1 protein-coding gene is annotated in these 416 nt (G+C 58.4%); it reads right to left on the reverse strand.

Going from position 1 to position 416, the window contains the following annotated elements:
* Nucleotides 1-101: 101 nt before the first annotated feature.
* Nucleotides 102-416: Rid family hydrolase (locus RNC47_RS37170; RefSeq protein WP_311605290.1), on the reverse strand; the 315-nt coding region annotated here is incomplete at its 5' end.

Raw genomic sequence — 416 nt, forward strand, 5'->3', positions numbered from 1 at the left:
CCCTCCCGCCAAACAACACACGAGTGGCGTAATTGACAGTTTCCAAGAGGATTTGGCCACCTTTCCGATCCTGGATCATCTTGCGTAAGAACCAGGTGCTCTCAGGATCCGTCGGGATACGCTGCGGTAGCCCGAATTTCGACAAGCAGGCCGGGGCTCGCGAGCCCGCTGACGCCGATCAGTGACCAAGTCGGGTAAGGAGGCTTGATCAGGCGGGACTTCGCCTTGGTAAAGCCGGACAGGTATTGGTGGATGTCGACGTGGTAGCTGGTGACATCGACGAGCGCAGACAGATCGAGCCCTTCCAGGCGGAGAATCTCCTGCAGCTTCCGAATGGCAATCTCGGTCTGTTCCTCAATGTCGTCAGGGATGGTGCTGTCGGGGCGCCGACCGATGGTGCCAGCAATGAATAGGTG

It is taken from the genome of Streptomyces millisiae (genome assembly GCF_031845425.1).
Lineage (GTDB): Bacteria > Actinomycetota > Actinomycetes > Streptomycetales > Streptomycetaceae > Streptomyces > Streptomyces millisiae.